The 3,330-nt window shown below is 51.0% G+C and carries 3 protein-coding genes; all 3 read right to left on the minus strand.

From position 1 onward, the window contains the following. Positions 1–89: 89 nt before the first annotated feature. Positions 90–776, minus strand: coding sequence for a helix-turn-helix transcriptional regulator (locus VF709_RS24665; RefSeq protein ID WP_212563224.1), 687 nt, complete (start codon positions 774–776; stop codon positions 90–92). Positions 777–1,020: 244 nt separating this feature from the next. Then, a complete protein-coding gene (locus VF709_RS24670) occupies positions 1,021–1,905 on the minus strand; it encodes a GTPase family protein (protein ID WP_440232453.1) in 885 nt (294 codons plus the stop codon). Between the two features lie 141 nt (positions 1,906–2,046). Continuing rightward, on the minus strand, positions 2,047–3,015 hold the full coding sequence (locus VF709_RS24675; protein WP_440232454.1) for a hypothetical protein: 969 nt from the start codon (positions 3,013–3,015) through the stop codon (positions 2,047–2,049). Between the last annotated feature and the right edge of the window lie 315 nt (positions 3,016–3,330).

Here is a 3,330-nt window from a genome sequence, read left to right on the forward strand (position 1 = left end):
TGCATGAGCCACCGGCAGGGTACAAAGTGCGGCAAACAGGGTGGCAGTAAGTGTTCTCATACGGCTTTCCTTATGGTGGTGTAAGTCCGTCATTCCTGAAACGTGCGAATGACATCGCTGATAAAGCGAAAATGGGGAAGTGCGCTGATAAAGCTCTCTTCGGTGATAAGCGAACAGATGTCGCTCCGGCGACGAAAGGTCTGTACCGACAGCGAGACCGAGATGATTTCCTCCAGCCGGAATACCCGCAGGCTTCCGTCCTGGCAGGCAACCAGATACCAGTGCTGGTGCCGGTAAATCAGACGGTAAGGCTCCAGGGTGTCGTGACGGACACCACCAACCAGCAGACTGACAACCTGATGGTGATGAATGGCTTCGGCCAGACGGTGGAAACTGTCAGCATGCGCCCATGATGGCGGTGAGTCGTGCCAGATAAAACAGGGCGAGGTGCCGGTTTCATTCATCAGCAGGTGCATCAGTTGTCGGCTCTGCGACGGAATGATGCGGGCGATGCCGGTGCTGCGGGCAAAGGACAATGCCCCCGGAGAGTAATCACGCGTGGCGTTTTCGCTGAGCCGGTACGTACCGTTCTCCCCGATAATATCGAGGTGGACCAGTCGCTGATAAAAATCGCGGCGCAGGGTGCGCTCAGAAACGCCAAACTCCCCGGACAGCGCCTGCAGGTTCAGCGTTTCTCCGGTCATTAACCGGCTGATGATGACCGACAGCCTGACGGCCATACGGTCATAGCGGGTCTCTTCATCTGCGCGTGGCATGGGCGCTCCATGTGAAAAAACAGGTCGATATTTCATGGGGTTATTATGCAGGAGGTGATGGACACGTTATGTCCATCGCGGACGATGGCAGTGAAGAAAAGTGGTCATTCAGCACAAACCAAATCGGCGTATAAACAAGGTGTTAGCCGCCATGGTGAAAAATCAGACAGTGAAATGACACACCCTGTCACCATGGCGTCATTACCTTTCGCTTAGCCGGACGGTTTCTGCGCATCCGCCGCGTTCAGAAAAACCAGTGCCACAGGGTGCTGGCGGCGTTCACAATACCGTCGCGCAGGATAACCAGCCCGTCCCGCACCGACCGGGGCAGAGGAATGGCCTCAACAATACGGCTGAACAGCTCCCCCAGTAGTTCGCCAAAGTCCTTTCTGGCGGTGGTTTCAGCTTCACGGCTGCGGTGCTCTTCCCTGACCTGACGCAATACGCCGCTGCTGGCCTCCGGGGGGAGAGCAAAAATCAGCGTTTCCACCAGGCGTGCCAGGTTGTAACCGGTTCTGGCCGACACGGCATGGACCGGATAAGGTGTGGCAAACAGTCGGGAGATGGCGGCGCTGCGGGCCGTGAGCGTCAGTCTCTGCGCAGAGGATGGCGTACCGGCTTCACGGTCCCATTCCAGCGACGGCTCCGCCTTATCGGCCTGGTTAATAACAAAGACGATACTGCCGGGTGATACGCCGCATTTCAGCAGAAAGCGGTGAAAGGCTTCATCGGTGGCACAGGCACGGTCGTCGGCCTTCATGACCCAGAGAATGAGATCCAGTTTGGGTAACTGTTCCTGATACAGCCGACGATATTGCTGATCGTGTTCGAGAGACTCACCTGCACCGGGTAAATCAACCAGCGTCATACGTCGTCCCCCGATATCCAGCGTGAAGCGCAGAGGCTGGCGGGTACAGCCTTCGGTATCGCTGACCGGGCTCAGCGGCTGCTGAAAGAGCGCATTGCACAGTGAGCTTTTTCCCGCACCGGTTTTCCCCATAATGCCAATTACCGGCTCGTAATGAATAGTCTGGTGAATACGCTCGATGATAATACGGGAAAGATATTCCGGGAGAAGGGATAACTGTGTTTTCAGGGCATCAAGGCCCTGCCGGGTTTTATCTGACACTTTAACCTCCGTGAGTGAAATAACAACACGGCAGCATTTCTGCTGCCGTTCTCACATCGGTAATATAGGTCTGAAATTTTTTTGAATGCAGTTTCCGGCCGTATTCCAGGCACCGGAAACTCTTTTTTCAGTGCGGAACCATCATTCACCGCCACAGGTTTTCCGGTAATGCTCATTAATTATTTTTTCCAGCATATCGCTGAGGCGAACCCCGCTACGTTCAGCCATAAAGTCCAGACGCATTTTAGTTTCGTTCTTCAGGTATGTGTTAAGTGCTTTTTTATCGGTGCGGGACTGACGTAGTTTCTGCTGGTTCCAGGCTTTGTTCAGATTGAGAAGAAACAAACGTTTTGTGTCCGGTGCGTCATCCCATAAATCCAGTGCAGCACGCAACGCAAGATTACGCTCAGCATGATTCAGTGGTGTAAACCAGGTGGTTAATCCCGGGGCTTTCAGACCCATGTAGAGGTTGCTGATATAACCCGTTTTATCCTTCTGTACTTTCTGAAGATTATTCCATGCCCACAGAACAGCATCTTCTTCATCCGGCAACCATTTTAATGGCTGAGGTTTATTGTAAATGATTTTCCACTGGTCTTTGAGTTTTTCCATCACCTGTTTCTTAAGGTGTGTCACAGGTGGCGTGGGAATGATAATGCTGTCAAATAACGTGGCGATGAGGTTTACCCTCTCCCTGTGACTCACCGGAGAGACACTCAGGTTCAGGCGCTGATACCAGTTAGAACCGAATTCTGCATTGGGTGGTGGGTCAATACCAAATTCATAATCCCGTGCCTTGCAGAGAAAAGCCCATAGCCAGAATGCAGCACGCTCATCCTGCATCAGCCAGTCAAAACTTTCCAGCGGAAGCACATTTTCATCGCGGGCTGTTTCCATTTTTGACAGAAGTTCTGCCTGCTGTTCTGTATCTGGTATGACCTGATTAATCAACTGGTTTAAGACTCTTCGGCAGCTGTCGGCATCCTGGCGGGGAACATCGCTGGTGTTAATTCTGTTATTAACATTCAGCCACCCGGCATAAAAAACACAAATTCTCAGGTCACGGCTTTTTATGAGCTGGTGCCTTCCATTCTCGTAATGTACAACCATTATTAACCCCTGAAATTAAAACTACATAGTAGTGATTAAGGTGGTGATTGTCGTAGCTACACAGTACCATGATTATGGTTTTATCGTCACTAAAAAACACATCTGGTAGTCATCGTGAAGTTTTATTATGGTTTGATGCTGGTTTTTACAGTGTTTTATCATGGTTTTATGATTGTGATTTATCCTGATTTATTCCTTTTAAATCCCTTTCTGTCGGGGTTTTACGTTTTCAACCACCATCTTCAATGGTTTATATTAACCTCTCACACGTCCTTTGGCGCACTAACACTGTTACCTCGTCAGAGCTGCTGGTTC

It is taken from the genome of Enterobacter sp. Lyrl_3, from assembly GCF_051948675.1.
GTDB classification, from domain to species: Bacteria; Pseudomonadota; Gammaproteobacteria; order Enterobacterales; family Enterobacteriaceae; genus Enterobacter; species Enterobacter cloacae.